The organism is Streptomyces sp. CY-1 (assembly GCF_047218265.1).
In the GTDB taxonomy this organism is placed as follows: domain Bacteria; phylum Actinomycetota; class Actinomycetes; order Streptomycetales; family Streptomycetaceae; genus Streptomyces; species Streptomyces niphimycinicus.
In genome coordinates this window covers 9,971,016-9,987,419 of the sequence record NZ_CP178393.1, presented here as the reverse complement: position 1 = coordinate 9,987,419, position 16,404 = coordinate 9,971,016, and the positions used below count along the sequence as shown (strand labels likewise).

Sequence of the window (16,404 nt, the reverse complement as noted above, 5' to 3'; positions counted from 1 at the left end):
GACCGTCACTCCGACGGCCGGTCAAGATTTCCCGCTCCGGGGTGTGATGATCCAAGGCATGCCGGACACCTTCGGATCATGAGCACCGACGACGCCTTCGACGACGCCTACCGTGAGCATTACTGGGCGGTCAGCCGATTTGTGGCACGGCGGCTGGACGGCCAGGCATGGGAGGTCGAGGAGGTGGTCGCCGAGGTGTTCTCGGTGGCCTGGCGGCGCCGGGTCGAACTGCCCGGGTCACCCCTGCCGTGGCTGTACGGAGTGGCCCGGCACTGTCTGGCCAACGCCGTGCGCGGCAAGGGCCGTTACCGCAGACTGCTGGCCAAGCTGGGCCATCACGAGGTGACCCGCGATGGGCGCACCGTGGCGAGCCCGGACGCGGAGCGGCCGGGCTCCTGGGTGCTGGAGGCGCTGTCCCGGCTCGCCGAGGCCGACCAGGAGGTGCTGCGGCTGACGACATGGGAGGAGCTGACCGTCGAGGAGCTCGGCACCGTGCTGGGATGCGGCCGGTCCGCCGCGGCGATGCGGCTGCACCGGGCGCGGCGGCGGCTGCGGGAGCAGATAGAGACCCTGCGCCGGGACGACCGGGTCTCCGTGGGGGGCACGAGCGGCAAGGGCGACAAGGCCCATAGCGCTGACAGGGCCGGCAAGGCCCACAAGGATGGACACGCATGACCGACGAACTGGATCTGCTCCGCGAGGCCGACCCCGTGTCCGCCGACACCGGCCCCTGGCGGGACCGGCCGCTGAACGCGCGCGCCGAGCTGCTGCTGCGGCGGCTGCCGTCCCAGGACCGGGGGCGCCGTACCGTCCGACGCGTGATCTGGAGCCTGGAGGCCGCGGCGGCCGCGACGGTCCTCGCCCTCGCACTGACCGTCTCGGGCACCCCTTCCTCCGCGGTGGCCGCGTCCAGACCAGTGCCGCTGGTGGCGCATGCCTCCCGGGCGGACGTATCGCTCGCGGAGATCGTCCGGCGGGCGCGGACGGCGGCCGAGGAGTCCCCGGGGAAGAGCGAGCGGGGCAGCCATTTCCAGAGCTGGGCGCTGAGCATGACGTCGGGCGAGGATCCGGTGACGCTGCCCCGGGAGTCGCTGACCCGGTGGAACGCGGACGGCAGCGGTTTCTCGCTGGAGGTGGCCACCGATCCGCGCCACCCGGACCACTTGGTGATCGCCGACGGTACGCCGCCCCGTGCGGTCCACGACGGGAAGGTGCTGAGCGAGAAGAAGTATCCGGCCGGTATCAACGGCGCCGACGAGAGCTACTTCGAGGATCCTCCGGCCGGGGCCTCGGCGCTGCGCGCCTATCTCGCCGTCTGGTCCCCGGGCGCGGACGACGACCCGGCGGACCTGATCTCGGCCATCGAGTCGTTCCTCGCGGTGTGGACTCCCGGCCCGCGCCAGCGGGCGGACATCGTCACCCTGCTGTCCCGGATCGAGGGGCTGCGCCCGGCGGGCAAGGTCACCGACCGGCTCGGCCGGGAGGGGCAGGCGTTCCGGTTCACCCCCGCTCCCTCCGGGACGCGGTATCTGATCGTCCTCGATCCGGACGACGGCAGCGTGCTGGACGTCGAGGAGACCATCACCCGGGACGATCCGGAGTACAAGCTGAAGGCGGGCGACGTGATGTCGTACAAGGCGTGGGTGTCCTGATCGATCGGCTGCGAGGGCGCCGAGCGGCCGCGGGTCGCCCCGGGCGGGTGTCAGTCGCCGTCCGGCTGGCAGTGGGGGCACCACAGGCTGGTCCGCCCGGCGATCCGGCCGCGGCGCAGCGGATGGCCGCAGCGGGGGCAGTGCGGATCCGGGTCGTCGCGCTGTCCGGTGAGCCAGTCCGGGTCGTCCGGCACCCGCTCCGCCCGCACCGAGGCGCGCAGCACCTCGCGTATCGCGGTGTGGAGCCGTTCGTGCTCGTCGTCGGTCAGCGCGTTCGCCGGACGCCGCGGATGGATCCGGGCCCGCCACAGGATCTCGTCGCCGAGCAGGTTGCCGAGCCCGGCGATCACGGTCTGGTCGGTCAGGGTGGCCTTGACGCGGCCGCGCCGCCCCGCCAGCAGCCGGTCGAGCTCTGCCCGGCTCAGGGAGAGCGCGTCCGGGCCCTGGTCGCCGAGGATCCGGTCGACGTCGGCGTCGGTGGCGGCGAGCCAGATGCCCTGGAGTTTGCGCTGGTCCTCGTAGCCGAGGCGGTGGCCGTCGTCGAGGTCGAAGGCGACGCGCTCGAACCGGCCGGCCGGTTCGGAGTCCGCCCCGCAGACCAGCCGCCCGGTCATGCCGAAGTGCACCACGACCGTGGGCCCGTCGGTGGGGGCGATCAGCCACTTGCCGTGGCGGCGGGGTGCGGCGAAGCGGCGGCCCTTGAGGTCGCGCTTCAGCCGCTGTGCGGTCACCCCGTGCAGCACTCCCGCGTCCGCCACCTCCGCCCGCTCGACGCGGTGGCCCTGGGCGCAGGAGGCGAGCGTTCGCCGGAACCCCTCGACATCCGGTAGCTCGGGCATAGCGTCAGGCTACGCCCGGGGCCTCCGTCGCGCGTTACGGAGAACCACCCCTTTGGCGGCTTTCATCGGATAAGGTCCAAGTTATGCGATTCATGCGCTTCGCCCCGGGGGCGAGCGGTCGCAGCCATACGCTGTTCGCGGTCACACGGTGTCTGCCGTTCCTGGACCTGGCGGCGGTGCTCAGCATTGAGCTCTCCCCCGCGCACACCCTCTACACCGGCCCCCTGCTCTCCCCGGCGCCGGCGCTGGCGGCGGTGACCATGGGCCCGGTCGGCACCGGCGGGGTGGCGCTGCTGGCCCTGGCGGTGAGTGCGATCACCGCCACCCACAACAGCGTCTGGGGCAGCGAGACGGTGTACGCGAATCTGCTGGCCCTGGTGGTGGTGGCGCTCGCGAGCGTGGCGACCAGCGCGGTGCGGGTGCGCCGGGACAGCGAGCTGGCCCATATCCGCCGGATCGCCGAGGTGTCCCAGAACGTGGTGCTGCGGCCGCTGCCCGCCCGGATCGGTGTCGTGAACACCGCCAGCGTCTATATGGCGGCCGAGCGCGGAGCGCAGATCGGCGGGGACCTCTACGAGGCGATGTGCACCCGCTACGGAGTGCGGCTGATCGTCGGCGATGTGCGGGGAAAGGGGCTGGCCGCGGTGCGGTCCGCCGCGGCGGTGGTGGGCGCCTTCCGGGAGGCGGTGCACTACGAGCAGGACCTGGCCGAGGTGATGCACCGCTGTGCGGCCGCGCTGGCCCGCGAGTACGAGCTGCTGGACCGCTCCCAGCTCCAGGACCCGCAGGAGCTGGAGGAGCAGTTCGTCACCGTGCTCCTCGCCCAGGTGTCGGACGAGTCGCTGGTCGAGCTGATCAACCGCGGCCATCCGCCGCCCCTGGTGATGCGCGAGCGCAAGGTGCGCTCCCTGGACCCGGCGCGTCCGCTGCCGCCACTCGGCCTGGAGGAGTTCCTGAGCCCTCCCCCGATCCGCGTCGAGACCTTTCCGTTCCTGCCCGGTGACCGGCTGTTGCTGCACACCGACGGCGTGGTCGAGGCCCGCAACCACTACAACGAGTTCTTTCCGCTGCACCGGACCATGGAGACGCTGGACGGTGCCACCCCGGGCGAGTACCTGGACCGGCTGCGCCACGCGCTGGTCCGGCATGCCGAGGGACGGCTGGCGGACGACGCGGCCATGGTCCTCATCGAGCGGGCCATCGGCGGCGCTCGGCGGCCGTTCCGCTGAGCGGGCATCCACCGTGCCGTCGGCCCGCGTTGGCCGTCCCGGCATGGGTTGACGCCCTCGCGGAGCGCGACGACACTGTCAGGGACGGTCACGATGGTCAGCGCCCACCGTGCGGAATCCCCGCTCGGATGGGTCATCGGCCCCGGCTCGCTGACAGGCAACCCTTCTCCCGCGACGGGGTGCCCCCGGGTGACGACCAGGTTCCGTCGGTGCGGACGGGACAAGCGCGGTCTCGCTGCCTCGCGAGCCCCCGATGATGGGATCGGTGAGATGCCCAGGACCGACAGCGACGGGGAATGCGCCCGTCGGCGTCCCCGGCGGTGGTCCCCGCTCCGGTCCCCGCTCCGCCGTCGTCACCTCCTGACCAGGCGTCTGCACATCGATCTGCTGCGCATTTGCAGCGCCTCCAGTCCAGCCGGCTGAATCGACGCGGTCACCGAGCGCGGCCCAGCGCGCCGGGGCCGGGTGCGTCCCGGCAGCCTCCCGGCGAACGCCCCGCGCGGGCTTCCCTTCCGTAGCGCCATCGGCGCCGCCCAGACCGGCGGGCCGGGGCTCCGTCCTTGCCTTGGAGAGCCATGTCCGAGACGTTTCCGGTCAGTTCAGGTCCTGCCGCTCTTCTCGACCCCGACCCCTGCTCGCCCGGCCCCCGGATCGTCCCGCCCGCGCCGCCGCACCGCTTCCGCAGCCGCATCGGCGTCGACCTCGCCGGTGGCTTCTATCCGGTGCCGCATCGCTATCGGCTCTATCTCTCCGCGAGCTGTCCGCTCTCGCTGCGCGTCTCCATCACCCTCGATCTGCTCGGGCTGCGGGACACCGTCGCCACCACCCTCGTCGGGCACCCGGACGAGACCCCCGAGGCGTTCGCCGCACTGCGCGGGGCCTACGAGGCCACCTGGCACCGCTACGGCGGGCCGGTGGACGCGCCCGCGCTGTGCGACGGCTGGACCGGACGTGTCGTCAGCAATCACACACCCGACATCCTGCGCGACCTCGCCGGCCATCTGAGCGACGGCGGCGGACCGGGACGCCCCCGGCTGCGCCCGGCGCCCCGCGCCGCGGACATCGACGCCCTCCGGGAACTCCTCGACGACGACATCACCCACGCGGCGCGGCAGGCCGGGACGGCGCACGAGGCGGAGTGCCGGGACGCCGCGCTGGAGCGGCTGCTGACCGCCCTCGGGCGCCTGGACCGCAGCCTCGCGACCGCGCCGTACGCCCTGGGCGGCGAGCTGACCGCCGCCGATGTGGACCTGTGGGTGGCCCTCGTCCAGCTCGACACCGAGCACCGGCTCCGGCTGGACGCCGACGCGGCCCAGCGGGTCTCCCGCCATGGGCGGCTGCGCGCCTATGTGCGGCGGCTGCACGCCCATCCGGCCTTCCACACCACGATTCCGGAGGCCCTCCAGGACGACCTGTCCTGAGTCCGCGCCCCAGGACCAGGCACTCTGCCGGGCGGCTCGGCTCAGGACAGGGCGGCCCGGGCGTCGCCGAACTCGTCCATCGCCCCGGCCACGATGGCCTCCAGCCGGGCGTGGTGGGCGCCGCGCCAGTAGACCCGCTCGCAGACCGTGCAGCGGGCGAAGACCTCGTAGGTGCGCCGGGTGCCGTGCTGGAGCCGCTCCCGGACCGACTCCTTGTCGGCGTCCTCCAGCGGGCCGTTGCAGGCGGTGCAGCGGGTCCAGGGCGCCAGACCCGGGGTGAACCGGCCGAGGACGTCCCGCAGTTGCTCGTCGGGCCGGTCGCTGTAGACATACGCCCCGGCCCACAGCTCACGGCGGCGCAGCAGCCCCCGGTCGCGGGAGAGCAGCACCCGGCGCTGGGCGGCGGAGCGCGCGGCCAGCTCGGGGTCGCCGATGTCCTCGCTCTCGTACGCGGCGTCCACGCCCAGCAGCCGCATCCGGCGCGCCAGCGTGCCCAGGTGCACATCGAGCAGAAAGCGCAGCGGGGCGCCCGGCACCCGCTGCGGGCGGACGACCGGATGGACCTCCACGGTCTCCCCCGCGCTCGGCACATGCGAGACGGCGGTCTCCTCGCCGTTCACCACCAGCCGGCCGACCTCGGTGAGCGGGACCCCGAGCGACTCGACGACATGGCCGAGGGTGGAGGCGCCATCGGTGACCACGGCCGTCCACGGGCGGCGCCGCTCCGGGACGGCGAAGAATCGCAGTTCGGGGGCGAGACTGAGATGGATCTCGGGTCCGTTCACACCGCCAGCATGCCAGGCGGGCCGGGCCCGAGGCGATGGCGTTTCGGGTCCGGCCCCGGGCTCGATGATCATGGAAGCGCCCACCGGTGGGAAGGCGCCGCACCCCGGTCACGGGCCACCCCCGGATGATCGTCGGCCGGGGTGTCAGTCCGCCGGTGGGGGCGCCTCGGCCCGGTCGCGCCGCCGCTTGCGGCGCCATGCCACCATCCGCAGATACTCCTCGTACAGCACCCGGCCCAGCAGCGCACCGCCGAAGACCACGAATCCGACGCCGACCAGCCAGGACTGGACGACCAGGACGGTGCCGACCGGACCGTAGGAGACGGCGTTGGAGGCGATCAGCGGGGAGAACACCAGTTGGGAGAAGACCCGCAGCCCCAGCAGCCCGACGCCGGTGGCCAGCGCGCCGGGCAGCAGTGCGCCCCAACTGATCCGCCCGCCCAGCAGCAGCCGCTGCGACCACCAGAAGAACAGCACCGTGCCCAGCACCCCCACCAGCACCCGCGAGATGCCCGGCTCCAGATGGGCGGAGAGCAGCAGATAGCAGATCAGCACCACGAACCACACCAGATGGCGCCAGGCGGTGTGCCAGCGGCCGGCCGGAAGCTCCCACACCTTCTCGTAGCCGACCTGGAGCACCGTGCCGAAGCGCAGGCTGAAGACGGCCAGCGTGGCCAGACCGAAGGCGGTGGTGGACTCCAGCGCCTGCTTGGGCGGGGCGAACAGCTCCTGCACCTCGTCCCGCGAGGTCGAGGAGAGCCCGAGTCCCTCGGCCAGCCACTGGGCGAATCCGAGCCGGTTCACCGGATCGGCCGCCGCGACCACGATCAGCAGCGGCACCAGGGTGAGAAAGCCCAGGGCGGCGAAGCCCATCGCGCGGTGCAGCAGCTCGAAATCACTGCCCCGCCGCCATCCGCGTCCGATCGCGGACCGGTGGAACGCGTCCTCCAGCCGCCGCCACCATCTGGGCCCCCGGGAGCCGGACGCGGACCGATGCTCGGACATACACCCACTCCCCTACCGGCGCCACCGGCTCAGCCCCCGGCGGGCGGGAACGCGCACCGGGCGCCACGGGCCCCCCTCGGCAGGGGTGTCGGTCAGTACGGGTGTCGGTCGGGCCTGTCCATCCATGCCTGGTACGCCTCGGAACCCATCTGCGCTGGACGCCCCGCGGTTCGATCGTTTTGTCCAGGAAGCTTTCGTTCGATCCAGATTACCCGCCGAGCGCCGGCCTCTCACGCCGTGGCCATGACCGGGGCCCCGCTGTCCGCGTCGATGACGCTGACCCGGACGGCGGGCTCGCGCACCGTGTCCAGGCTGGCCGCGGCGTCCACCGCGAAGAGCACCAGAACGGGCCTCGCGGCGGTGCCACCACCGTGCACCCCGGCGAACTGGAGGATGCGCCAGCCGCCGTCGTCCCAGTGGTCCAGCAGCGCGGAGCGCACCACACGGGAGGCGCTCTGCCAGGCGCGCGAGCGCTCCAGCAGTTCGACTGTCGCGGCGACCGGGACCGCCGTGGGGACCGCCGTCGGGACCGCGGTCGGGGCTCCGGTCGCGGCGAGGGGGTGTCCGGCGATCCGTAGCCGCAGGCGGCGCAGCGGCGTCCGCCAGTGGCGGTCCGGATCGGCGGAGAGGACCGTCAGGGCCGCCGCCGCGGCCAGGAGCAGCCACAGCGCCGCGGCCGGACGGCGGGCCGCCACCGTCCACCAGGGCTGCTGGGCCAGGGCCGCCGCGATCCCGCCCGCCAGGACCGCGGCGGCGCGGGCGAAGGCGCGCCACGTGAGGGGGGCGTCCTGCTGCCGTGCCGTACAGCCGCAGGAGGAGCCGGGCGCGGCGGCGCGGGCGTAGCCGAGGTAGCCGAGGAAGCCCGCGCCGAGGAGGGCGGCCGCCGCTCCCGGGAGCGGGGTGGCGGGCGGCGCCGGCAGCGCGGCGGCGAGGAGGAGTTCGACCGCGCCGAGGACGCGCAGGACGAGCGCGGCCCGGCCGCCGTCGCGCAGCAGCCGTGCGAGCGCGGTACGGGGCGCCTGCCGGACGGTGCCCCGGCCGAACAGCTTGCCCGCACCGGCCGGTCCGAGCACCCCGGCGAGCACCAGCGGGGCGAGGGCACAGACCAGGGCGCTCACCGTCGCCTCCCGGCACCGGGCGCGACCGCGACCCGCACGAGGTCCACGGAGCCGTCGGAGGGCCGCCAAGCGCCCAGGACCTGGGCGCTCTGTCCGATGGTGAGCCGGGACAGATCGGCGGTGGGCGAGGCGTCGCCGTACGAGGCGCTGGTGGTCCGCGCCATGAGGTTGCCGACGATCTCGTGCTGTCCGTGGGCGAGATGCAGCCGGGTCTTCTCGATGCCGCGGATGGTGGCGTGGAGGTTGACGATGTTGACCCACACCGCGTCGGCGGCGAGGGTGCCGTCGGGCAGGGGGAGGCCGCGGGCGTAGAGCCCGTCGCCGGTCTCGATGTCGGCCGCGGTGGTGGCCCGGGCCTTCCAGACGCTGGTGGCGTTCGTGACCCGCACCCGGGAGTGGTCGCCGTAGGAGCCCGCGACCTCCAGGACATCGTGGTTGATCGCGGCGATCCGCCCCTCGGCGAAGGCGCTCTCGGCGACCGCGGGGTCCAGGGGGCGGATGGGTGCGGCGAACGCGGCGTCGGCGTCCACGGCGCCCAGGGCGGTCGCCCCGATGACTCCGGTGCCGAGGGCTCCCGCGCTCAGGGCTCCGGTACTCAGGGCTCCCGCGCTCAAGGCTCCCGTGCCGATGACGGTGGCGCCGCGGAGGGCGGCGGCGGTGAGGAAGCGACGGCGGTCGAGGGGGTCGCCGGTTCGGTAGGCGCTCATGGCCGGGCCCGCCTCATTCGAAGATGGAGACCGGCAGGGTGCCGGAGCTCAGGCTGCCGATGGCGGAGAAGGCGGCGGGGGTGAGGTCGATGACGCGGTTGGTGCGGCAGACCCCGTCGCAGCAGGTGGACTCGGAGCAGAAGCTGCGGGTGCGCGGGCCGCAGTCGCTGACGGTGACACAGACGCTCGCGCCCGAGCAGTCATGGCGCACCTTCATCATGGAGCCGCAGCCGCGCCGGGGTATGTCCTCGCCGCACAGGTCCGGCCGGGTGAGGTCCCAGCACGCCTTGGAGGCGTTGGGCCAGGCCGCCTGAAGGGCGCTGGAGCGGCAGGTGCCACATGCGCCACCGCCCGCCGAGGCGCACGGACCCCAGGCGTTGCCACAACAGAACCAGGTGGCCTCGCCGTTCCAGAGCTTGGTCGATCCGCACACCATGCCACTGTCCTCCCGGCTTCGGTCCGCCCCTCGGAGCAGCACCATCATCCGTGGGGCCGGGGGCGGCCGCCACGGGAAGGCGTCCGGTCGGAGTCCTCGTCAGCGGCCAGGGTCGCTACAGCCGCTCGACGATCGTCACGTTGGCCTGGCCGCCTCCCTCGCACATCGACCCCACCTCCACGGCCCCCTCGCACCGCTCGGCCCCGGGGGCCTTACGGGCTTCGGGTACCTGCGCCGGACTCCGTCCGCCGAGCCGGTGGCCAGGGTCGCTACAGCCGCTCGACGATCGTCACGTTGGCCTGGCCGCCTCCCTCGCACATCGTCTGTAGCCCGTACCGGCCGCCGGTGCGCTCCAGTTCGTGGAGGAGGGTCGTCATCAGCTTGGTGCCGGTGGCGCCGAGCGGGTGGCCCAGGGCGATGGCGCCGCCGTTGACGTTGACCCGTTCGGGGTCGGCGCCGGTCTCCTTCAGCCAGGCCAGTACGACGGGGGCGAACGCCTCGTTGATCTCGACCAGGTCGATGTCGCCGATGGTCAGTCCGGTCTTCTTCAGTGCGTGCGCGGTCGCCGGGATGGGCGCGGACAGCATCCGGATCGGGTCCTCGCCGCGCACCGACAGATGGTGCACCCGGGCGCGCGGGGTCAAGCCGTGCTCCCGTACGGCCTGTTCGGAGGCGACCAGCAGGGCCGAGGCGCCGTCGGAGACCTGTGAGGAGAGCGCGGCGGTGAGCCGGCCGCCCTCCATGAGCGGCTTGAGGGCGGCCATCTTCTCCAGACTGGTGTCCCGGCGCGGCCCCTCGTCCATCCGGACGTCCCCGAACGGGACGACCTCGCGGTCGAAGCGCCCCTCGTCCATCGCGCGCAGTGCCCGGCGGTGCGAGCCCAGGGCGAACTCCTCCATGGCCTCGCGGGTGATGCCCCACTTCTCGGCTATCAGCTCGGCTCCGTAGAACTGGCTGACCGGCCGGTCGCCGTAGCGCGCCCGCCATCCCTCCGAGCCCGCGAAGGGGCCTTCGGTCAGGCCCAGGGGTTCGCTCGCCTGGCGGCTGGCGAAGCCGATGGGCACCATCGACATGTTCTGCACCCCGCCCGCGACCACCAGGTCCTGGGTGCCGGAGAGCACCGCCTGGGCGGCGAAGTGCAGGGCCTGCTGCGAGGAGCCGCACTGCCGGTCGACGGTCACGCCCGGGACCTCCTCCGGGAGCCCGGCGGCCAGCCAGGAGGTGCGCGCGATGTCCCCGGCCTGCGGACCCACGGTGTCCAGACAGCCGAAGACGACGTCCTCGACGGCGGCCGGATCGGCGCCCGAGCGCTCCATCAGCGCGCGCAGGACATGCGCGCCGAGGTCGGCGGGATGGACGGCGGCGAGCCCGCCCTTCCGCCGCCCCACCGGCGTCCTTACCGCTTCGACGATGTATGCCTCGGGCATGTCGGCTCCTTGGGTTCCCTCACGTCATGACGGTCTTACGGTCGCTCTTGCCGCCCTCGCGGAGTGATGCCGTCCAGGACCATCGACAGGTACTGGCGGGCGATCTCCTCGGGGCTGTGCTGTCCGCCGGGCCGGTACCACGAGGCGGCGACCCATACGGTGTCGCGCAGAAAGCGGTACGCCAGCCGGATGTCGAGGTCGGCACGGAAGACCCCCTCGGCCACTCCGCGCTCCAGCGCGCCCAGCCACGCCCGCTCGAACCTGCGCTGCGACTCGGTGAGATAGCCGAAGCGCGGCTGGGCGGACAGGTGCTTGGACTCCTTCTGGTAGATCGCGACGGCGGCGCGGTGCCGGTCGATCTCCCGGAAGGACTCGGTGACGAGTGCCTCGACGGTCTCCCGGGGGCCGAGTCCGGCGCCGAGCACCGCCTCGTATCCGGCCCAGAGCTCGTCCAGGAAGGTGGAGAGGATCTCGTCGACCATCGACTCCTTGGAGTCGAAGTGGTAGTAGAGGCTGCCCGCGAGCATCCCCGCCTCGTCCGCGATCCGGCGGACGGTGGTCGCGTTGTACCCCTGGGCGGCGAAGACCTCCGCCGCGGTCGAGAGCAGTTCGCGCCGTCGCTCGGGGGACGGGCTCACGGTCGTCTTCTTCTCGCTCTTCTTCGCACTGTTTCCGGTGGAAGCGCGGGTCCTGGTGGAATTCGGCACGTTCTCATTCTCGCCTCATGCGTGCTGGCTGCTCACGGATACCGTCTCGCCGGTCATGTACGACGAGTAGCCGCTGGCCAGGAAGACGATGACGTTGGCCACCTCCCAGGGCTCGGCGTACCGGCCGAACGCCTCGCGCTCGGTGAGCGCGGCCAGCAGCTCGGGGGTGGTGACCTTCACCAGATGCGGATGCATGGCCAGGCTCGGCGAGACCGCGTTGACCCGCACCCGGTAGGCGGCGGCCTCGACCGCGGCGCAGCGGGTGAGCGCCATGACGCCCGCCTTGGCCGCCGCGTAGTGCGCCTGGCCCGCTTGGGCGCGCCAGCCCACGACCGAGGCGTTGTTGACCACCACCCCGCCGTGGCCGCCCGCCTTCATCCGGCGCAGCGCGGCGCGGGTGCAGCGGAAGGTGCCGTTCAGGGTGACGTCGATGACCTTGTCCCACTGCTCGTCGGTCATCTCGGTCAGCAGGGCGGTGCCGCCGAGCCCGGCGTTGTTGACCACCGCGTCCAGCCGTCCGTGGCGCTCCTCGGCGAGGTCGTACAGCGCGGCGATCTGGGCCTCGTCGGTCACATCGCTGGGGCATCCGGCGACCCGCTCCTCGCCGAACTCCTCGGCGAGCGCGGCCACCGTCTCCTCGAGCCGGCGCCCATGGACGTCGCCGAGGACGACCCGCGCGCCCTCCTCCAGGAACCGCCGGGCCGTGGCGCCCCCGATTCCGGCGCCCGCGGCAGCGGTGATGACGGCCGTGCGGCCGGTGAGGAGGCCGTGGCCGGGAACGTACGGCGCCTTGTTGTCCATCACGACGCCACGGTAACCTACCAAACACTTGTTAGGGAAGCTCGGCCGAGGGAGGTGACGCACCGGTGGACCTCGATCTCACCGAGCGGCAGACGGCGTTCCGGGGCGAGGCCCGGCGGTGGCTGGCCGCGCACACGCCCACCGCTCCCCTGCCCTCCCTGGAGACCGCCGAGGGGTTCGCGGCGCACCTCGGCTGGGAGCGCACCCTCGCGGCGGACCGCTGGTCGGCGGTGACCTGGCCCGAGGAGTACGGCGGCCGGGGCGCCTCGGTGGTCGAGTGGCTGCTGTTCGAGGAGGAGTACTACGCGGCGGGCGCGCCCGGCCGGGTGAGCCAGAACGGGATCAGCCTGCTCGCCCCCACCCTCTTCGAGCACGGCAGCGCCGAGCAGCGCGCCCGGATCCTGCCGCCGATGGCGCGCGGCGAGACGATCTGGGCCCAGGCGTGGTCCGAACCGGAGTCGGGCTCCGACCTCGCCTCGCTGCGCTCCACCGCCCGCCGCACCGACGGCGGCTGGCTGCTGACCGGGCAGAAGACCTGGTCGTCCCGGGCGGCCTTCGCCGACCGGGCCTTCGGCCTGTTCCGCAGCGATCCGGCGGCGGACGCACCGCACCGGGGGCTGACGTATCTGATGTTCGCCCTGGACGCGCCCGGTGTGACCGTGCGCCCCATAGGCCGCCTCGACGGCAAGCCCGCCTTCGCCGAGCTCTTCCTGGACGAGGTGTTCGTGCCCGACGAGGACGTCATCGGCGAGCCGGGGCAGGGCTGGCGCATCGCGATGAGCACGGCGGGCAACGAACGCGGGCTGACCCTGCGCAGCCCCGGGCGGTTCACCGCGGCGGCCCGGAAGCTGGTGGCGCTGTGGCGGGAGCGGACGGACGCGCCGGACGACGAGACGGCCGCCTCGCTGCGCGACCGGGTCGCCGACGCCGTGATCCGCGCCCGCGCGTATGAGCTGTTCGCCTACGCGGGCGCCTCGCGGCTGGCCGCCGGGGGTTCGCTCGGCGCCGAGTCCAGCCTGAACAAGGTCTTCTGGTCGGAGCTGGACATCGCCCTCCACGAGACGGCCCTGGACCTGCTGGGCCCCTGCGGCGAACTGGCCGACGGCGCCGACGACCCGGCCGCGCCCGGCGGTTGGTCCGACGGCTACACCTTCGCCCTCGCGGGCCCGATCTACGCGGGCACCAATGAGATCCAGCGCGACATCATCGCCGAGCGGCTGCTGGGCCTGCCGAAGGGGCGCCGGTGAGGCCCCGGTGCCGGTGCGGACCCGGTGCCGGTGCGGACCCGGTGACGAGCTCAGTGGCTGACGAGGGGATCCCCGGATGAGGTTCATGCTCGATCAGGCGCAGACGGACTTCGCCCGCACCGTGGACCGGATGCTCGGCGCGGCCGATACGCCGCACGCCGTCCGGGCGTGGGCGCGCGGGGAGCGTGCGCCGGGGCGCGCGGTGTGGGGGCGGCTCGCCGAGGCCGGGGTGACCGGGCTGGCCGTACCGGAGGCGTACGAGGGGGTCGGGCCGCTGCCGGTGGAGCTGGGCGTGGCGTATGTCGCGGCGGGGCGGCACGCCGTGCCCGGGCCCCTGGCCGAGACGGCCGCCGCCGCGGTGCTGCTGGCCGCGCTCGCCGAGGGCGGCACGGCGCGGACCGTTCGGGCGGCCGAGTACTGGCTGCCCCGGATCGCCGACGGGCGGGCGCTGGTGACGCTGGCGGCGGCCGACGGCGGGCCGTACGCACTGGACGCGGACGCCGCCGACGCCGTCCTCGCCGTCGGGGGCGAGGAGCTGTGGCTGGCCCCGGGGCACGGGCCGGTCCAGCCCTCGTTCGACCCGGCCCGGCGGCTGTCCCGGCCACTGCCGGGCGGCGAACCGCTCGCCCGGGGCCCGGCCGTGGCCGCCGCCGCCGCGCGCGCCGCCGACTGGGCCGCCTTCGCCACGGCCGCGCTGGCCCTGGGCACCGGGCTCGCGCTGGTCGAGCGCACCGCGGCGTACGCCGGGCAGCGCACCCAGTTCGGCCGCCCGATCGGCTCGTTCCAGGCGGTGAAGCACCGGCTGGCGGACGCGCTCATCGGCCTGGAGTTCGCCCGGCCGCTGCTGTACGGGGCCGCGGTGGCGCTGGCGAGCGCGGCGCGGCCCGCGGGCGAGGTGCGGGCGGAGGTCGCCGCGGCGAAGGTGGCCGCCGGGGAGGCCGCGTACACGGCGGCGCGCACCGCCCTCCAGGTGCACGGCGCGCTCGGCTACACCGATGAGTACGACCTCTCGCTGTGGATCCGCAAGGCCCGCGCCCTGCGCTCCGCCTGGGGTTCTCCGTCGATCTGCCGGGCCCGCGTTCTCGCGCCCTGACCGGTCTTGATCCATGCTGTAGCGACCATCAGTGAGCACACAGCGAGGTATTGCGCGGATGCACCGTCCCCGGCCCACCCTGGAGAGCGTGGCGCGGCGCGCGGGTGTCTCGCGCGCCACCGTCTCCCGTGTCGTCAACGGCTCCACCAAGGTCGCCGAGGAGAGCCGGGAGGCGGTGCTGGACGCGATCCAGGAGCTGGGCTACATCCCCAACCAGGCGGCCCGCAGCCTGGTCACCCAGCGCACCGACTCCTTCGCGCTGGTGCTCCCCGAGGAGCCGGGCCGGGTCTTCTCCGACGACCGGTTCTTCCCGGGCGTGGTGCGCGGGGTGAGCCAGGAGCTGGAGTCCGCGGACAAGCAACTGGTGCTGATGATGGCCCGCTCCCCCGCCGGCCGTGACCGCATCGAGCGCTTCGCCCTGGCCCGCCATGTCGACGGGGTCATGGTCGCCTCGATGCACGGCTCCGATCCGCTGCCGGCCGCGCTGGCCCGCATGGGCATCCCGGTGGTCTGCAACGAGCGGGTGCTGAGCCCGGCCTCGCCGCCGTACGTCGGGGTGGACAACGCGGCGGGCGCGACGCTGGCCGTGAAGCACCTGATCCGCTCCGGACACACCCGTATCGCCACGGTCGCGGGCCCCCAGGACATGGTCGCCGGGATCGACCGGCTCTCGGGCTACCGGCTGGCGCTGGCCGGGGCGCAACTGGAGGCGTACGTCGCGGTCGGGGACTTCACCCAGGAGTCCGGGGCGGTCGCGATACGGGAGCTGCTGGACCGGGAGCCCCGGCTGGACGCGGTGTTCGTGGCCTCCGACCTGATGGCGATCGGGGTGCTGCGGGCGCTGCGCCGGGCCGGGCGGCGGGTGCCGGACGATGTGGCGGTGGTCGGCTTCGACGACATCGAGCCCGCGCGCTACACCGAACCCCCGCTGACCACCGTGCGCCAGCCGATCGGCGGGATCGGCCGCCGGCTGGCCCGCCAACTGCTGCGGCTGACGGCCGGGGAGATGATCGAACCGGCGCTGGTGCTGCCCACCGAGTTGGTGATCCGCGAGTCGGCGTAGCCGAGGGTGCGACGGGGGTGCCCCCGCCCCGTGCCACCCCCGGCGGAGGCGCCGCCACCGCTCAGCCGCCGCCACCCGCGTACCGCGGCAGCCACGCCCGGAAGTCCCGTTCGAACCCGTCGTAGCGACGCCGTAGCTCGGCACCGGGCCAGTCCTCCGGCAGCAGCCGCGCGGGAAGGACGGGGTCGGCGAGGAGGTGCCGGAGGGCCGCGGCCGCGACGGTGAACCGCTCGGCCGGTTCCTCCGCCCCGTCCAGCGCCGCCCCGAGCAGCCTGGCCTGGCGGGCCCAGCCGTCCAGGTCCCACAGGCGCGCGGCCAGCTCGGCCGGATCGCCCTCCGGTGCGCCGGTGAACCAGCCGCACTGCTCGGCGGCGACATCCGGGCGCGGGTGGACGAGATTGGCGGGGCGCGTCCAGGTGCCCTCGCGCAGTTCGGCCAGGCGCAGGGCGGCCATGGCCTGGCGGAGGGCGGCGCGCTCGGCCGCCTCGCGGCGGTCGGAGGTGACGATCGCGATCTCCCAGCCGCCGTCCCAGCGCCGGGTGCGGGGGGCGCGGCTGTCGTCCTGCCGCGCCTGGCGGGCCAGCAGCCGGTCGGTGAGCCGGTAGACACCGTCGCTCTGCTCCAGGTCACCGGCCGCGACCATACGGGTCAGCGCGACCCGGATGGTGCCCTCGGCGGTGCCGAAGAGCGCGCCGACGCGCACCAGCGCGCGGGCGGGCAGCCGGGGCGGGTGATGGCCGAGCAGGGTGCTGAGCACGATCGAGCGCGCGGTCAGCGGCCGCAGGGTGAGCGTTCCGGTGTCGTCCATGGTTACGCGAAACCCTATCCATTACATTTTTGAATCGCGCATAATGGAAGTGTAAGACGCGCCCGC

The 16,404-nt window shown here is 73.9% G+C and carries 17 protein-coding genes and 1 riboswitch; of the genes, 7 read left to right on the top strand and 10 right to left on the bottom strand.

The window, feature by feature from the left end; all coding sequences use genetic code 11:
• Window positions 1-78: 78 nt before the first annotated feature.
• Both ACK1X7_RS42915 and ACK1X7_RS42910 read left to right on the top strand, forming a co-directional pair.
• On the top strand, window positions 79-675 hold the full coding sequence (locus ACK1X7_RS42915) for an RNA polymerase sigma factor (protein ID WP_385144768.1): 597 nt from the start codon (window positions 79-81) through the stop codon (window positions 673-675).
• Window positions 672-1,652, top strand: a complete 981-nt coding sequence (locus ACK1X7_RS42910) for a CU044_5270 family protein (RefSeq protein ID WP_385144766.1) — start codon at window positions 672-674, stop codon at window positions 1,650-1,652. Before ACK1X7_RS42915 ends, ACK1X7_RS42910 begins: the two co-directional genes overlap by 4 nt.
• 50 nt (window positions 1,653-1,702) lie before the next feature.
• On the opposite strand, the gene ACK1X7_RS42905 is transcribed toward ACK1X7_RS42910, so the two are convergent.
• A complete protein-coding gene (locus ACK1X7_RS42905; RefSeq protein WP_385144764.1) occupies window positions 1,703-2,491 on the bottom strand; it encodes an Fpg/Nei family DNA glycosylase in 789 nt (262 codons plus the stop codon).
• An 83-nt stretch (window positions 2,492-2,574) separates the two neighbouring features.
• Between ACK1X7_RS42905 and ACK1X7_RS42900 the strand changes: the two genes are divergently transcribed.
• A complete protein-coding gene (locus tag ACK1X7_RS42900) occupies window positions 2,575-3,720 on the top strand; it encodes a PP2C family protein-serine/threonine phosphatase (protein WP_390794685.1) in 1,146 nt (381 codons plus the stop codon).
• A gap of 86 nt (window positions 3,721-3,806) precedes the next feature.
• Window positions 3,807-3,953: riboswitch (SAM riboswitch) on the top strand.
• 342 nt (window positions 3,954-4,295) lie between these two features.
• Window positions 4,296-5,141 carry a glutathione S-transferase C-terminal domain-containing protein gene (locus ACK1X7_RS42895; RefSeq protein ID WP_385144760.1) on the top strand — a complete coding sequence of 282 codons (846 nt, stop codon included), beginning with the start codon at window positions 4,296-4,298 and terminating at the stop codon, window positions 5,139-5,141.
• Between the two features lie 41 nt (window positions 5,142-5,182).
• Here ACK1X7_RS42895 and ACK1X7_RS42890 read toward each other — a convergent pair whose 3' ends face one another.
• The 8 genes from ACK1X7_RS42890 to ACK1X7_RS42855 all read right to left on the bottom strand — a co-directional run bounded on the left by ACK1X7_RS42890 (window position 5,183) and on the right by ACK1X7_RS42855 (window position 12,127).
• On the bottom strand, window positions 5,183-5,926 hold the full coding sequence (locus ACK1X7_RS42890; protein WP_385144758.1) for a Mut7-C RNAse domain-containing protein: 744 nt from the start codon (window positions 5,924-5,926) through the stop codon (window positions 5,183-5,185).
• A 144-nt stretch (window positions 5,927-6,070) separates the two neighbouring features.
• Window positions 6,071-6,931, bottom strand: coding sequence for a ribonuclease BN (locus ACK1X7_RS42885; RefSeq protein ID WP_413116543.1), 861 nt, complete (start codon window positions 6,929-6,931; stop codon window positions 6,071-6,073).
• Between the two features lie 230 nt (window positions 6,932-7,161).
• Entirely contained in the window at window positions 7,162-8,049 is an 888-nt protein-coding gene (locus ACK1X7_RS42880) for a MauE/DoxX family redox-associated membrane protein (protein ID WP_385144754.1), read from the bottom strand.
• Complete coding sequence (locus ACK1X7_RS42875; RefSeq protein WP_385144752.1) at window positions 8,046-8,756, bottom strand: cell wall protein; 711 nt, start codon at window positions 8,754-8,756, stop codon at window positions 8,046-8,048. Before ACK1X7_RS42875 ends, ACK1X7_RS42880 begins: the two co-directional genes overlap by 4 nt.
• 13 nt (window positions 8,757-8,769) lie before the next feature.
• Window positions 8,770-9,192, bottom strand: coding sequence for a septal ring lytic transglycosylase RlpA family protein (locus tag ACK1X7_RS42870; protein WP_413116542.1), 423 nt, complete (start codon window positions 9,190-9,192; stop codon window positions 8,770-8,772).
• A gap of 269 nt (window positions 9,193-9,461) precedes the next feature.
• On the bottom strand, window positions 9,462-10,619 hold the full coding sequence (locus ACK1X7_RS42865) for an acetyl-CoA C-acetyltransferase (protein WP_382948219.1): 1,158 nt from the start codon (window positions 10,617-10,619) through the stop codon (window positions 9,462-9,464).
• A 35-nt stretch (window positions 10,620-10,654) separates the two neighbouring features.
• Complete coding sequence (locus ACK1X7_RS42860; RefSeq protein ID WP_385144750.1) at window positions 10,655-11,326, bottom strand: TetR/AcrR family transcriptional regulator; 672 nt, start codon at window positions 11,324-11,326, stop codon at window positions 10,655-10,657.
• A 15-nt stretch (window positions 11,327-11,341) separates the two neighbouring features.
• A complete protein-coding gene (locus tag ACK1X7_RS42855; protein ID WP_413116953.1) occupies window positions 11,342-12,127 on the bottom strand; it encodes an SDR family oxidoreductase in 786 nt (261 codons plus the stop codon).
• Window positions 12,128-12,192: 65 nt separating this feature from the next.
• On the opposite strand from ACK1X7_RS42855, the gene ACK1X7_RS42850 reads away from it, so the two are divergent.
• The 3 genes from ACK1X7_RS42850 to ACK1X7_RS42840 all read left to right on the top strand — a co-directional run bounded on the left by ACK1X7_RS42850 (window position 12,193) and on the right by ACK1X7_RS42840 (window position 15,530).
• Window positions 12,193-13,374 carry an acyl-CoA dehydrogenase family protein gene (locus ACK1X7_RS42850; RefSeq protein ID WP_390794683.1) on the top strand — a complete coding sequence of 394 codons (1,182 nt, stop codon included), beginning with the start codon at window positions 12,193-12,195 and terminating at the stop codon, window positions 13,372-13,374.
• Window positions 13,375-13,450: 76 nt separating this feature from the next.
• The gene (locus ACK1X7_RS42845) at window positions 13,451-14,467 is read left to right on the top strand and encodes an acyl-CoA dehydrogenase family protein (protein WP_385144746.1); all 1,017 of its coding nucleotides are present in this window, start codon (window positions 13,451-13,453) and stop codon (window positions 14,465-14,467) included.
• 58 nt (window positions 14,468-14,525) lie between these two features.
• Window positions 14,526-15,530 (top strand): LacI family DNA-binding transcriptional regulator, encoded by a 1,005-nt coding sequence (locus tag ACK1X7_RS42840; protein WP_385144744.1) that lies wholly within the window; start codon window positions 14,526-14,528, stop codon window positions 15,528-15,530.
• Between the two features lie 61 nt (window positions 15,531-15,591).
• Here ACK1X7_RS42840 and ACK1X7_RS42835 read toward each other — a convergent pair whose 3' ends face one another.
• A complete protein-coding gene (locus tag ACK1X7_RS42835) occupies window positions 15,592-16,338 on the bottom strand; it encodes a PaaX family transcriptional regulator C-terminal domain-containing protein (protein WP_413116541.1) in 747 nt (248 codons plus the stop codon).
• Between the last annotated feature and the right edge of the window lie 66 nt (window positions 16,339-16,404).